The sequence below is a fragment of the Virgibacillus sp. AGTR genome (assembly GCF_016919725.2).
Lineage (GTDB): Bacteria > Bacillota > Bacilli > Bacillales > Amphibacillaceae > Virgibacillus > Virgibacillus salarius.
The window spans coordinates 1-1274 of sequence record NZ_JAJERH010000162.1 but is presented as its reverse complement, the minus strand read 5'-3'; the positions used below and the strand labels follow the sequence as shown (position 1 = coordinate 1274).

The window sequence follows — 1274 nt, the reverse complement described above, 5'->3', positions numbered from 1 at the left end:
TGTGACTGCTAAACTAAAGTAGACAGTTTCCGCTAGATTAGAAGAAACACTTATTTACCCAAATATACCAGTAAAATATATAGCTCTCCCATTGTATGATATTTAAGATTATACACACATCAATGGAGGGCGCAGAAAAGGTGGATAAGTGGGAAATGTATATGGAGATTCAACAGTTAATTAAGCAAGGATTTAGTAAATCGAAGGTGGCGGAAAAGTTGGGGGTATCAAGATCAACGGTGTATCGCAACCTGCAGAAGTCTCCTTCGGAGATGGCTGAATGGGTAGAAAGTATAAAAACGAGAGAGAAAAAGTTAGATCCTTACAAAGCGTTAATTTTATCCTGGCTGAGAGAACATCCTGATATGTCAGCAGCACAAGTGCAAGATTGGTTACAGGAAAGGTATGAATCACTGGAGATTGGCGAGAGCACGGTTCGTGCCTACGTTAGAGAATTACGTACTGAATATAGAATAGAGAAAGAGACTCTACCGCGGAATTATGAAGCTATTCCTGACCAGCCAATGGGAGAACAAATGCAGGTTGATTTTGGTCATACAAAACAAAGAACACCTGACAATCAAGAGGTGAAGCTGAGCTTTATCGCATTTGTTTTGTCTAACTCGAGATACAAATATAAAAAATGGTTAGACAGACCTTTCACTACCCAGGATGTGATGGAAGCACATGAAGAGGCATTTCGGTGGTATGGCGGAATCCCAAGAGAAATCGTTTATGATCAGGATAATTTAATCGTGGTCAGTGAAAATGGCGGGGATCTTATCTTAACGAAAGAGTTTCAACATTATAAGGAAACCAGGCGTTTAAACCTTAGGGTTTGTAGAAAAGCTGACCCAGAAAGTAAAGGGAAAATTGAAAATGTGGTTGGCTTTATCAAGCATAACTTTGCGAGACATAGAGTGTTTCACAACATTGATTCCTGGAATGAACAGGGTTGGCAGTGGCTAAACCGAACAGGGAACTATAAAATCCATAACACAACAAAAAAAAGACCGGTCGAAGTGTTCTCCTTGGAAAAGCAACACTTAAGACCAGTCGCAGAAAAATTAACTATCAAAAACAATTATGAAAATAGTATAACAAGAAGCGTCCATAAGGACAATACAATTCGTTATTTGTCGAATCGGTATTCTCTTCCACTAGGAACATTCCATAAATATGATACCGTCGGTATCAAGGAAACGGAAGACAAACAACTATTCATCTATATTACCGATACAGGAGAATTGATTGCAAAACACACTATTCCTGAA

1 protein-coding gene is annotated in these 1274 nt (G+C 38.8%); it reads left to right on the top strand.

Features of this window, described 5'->3' with window-relative positions:
- Positions 1–140: 140 nt before the first annotated feature.
- Positions 141–1274 (top strand): IS21 family transposase (istA, locus tag JUJ52_RS23000; RefSeq protein ID WP_228089241.1); only part of this gene is annotated, 1134 nt, incomplete at its 3' end.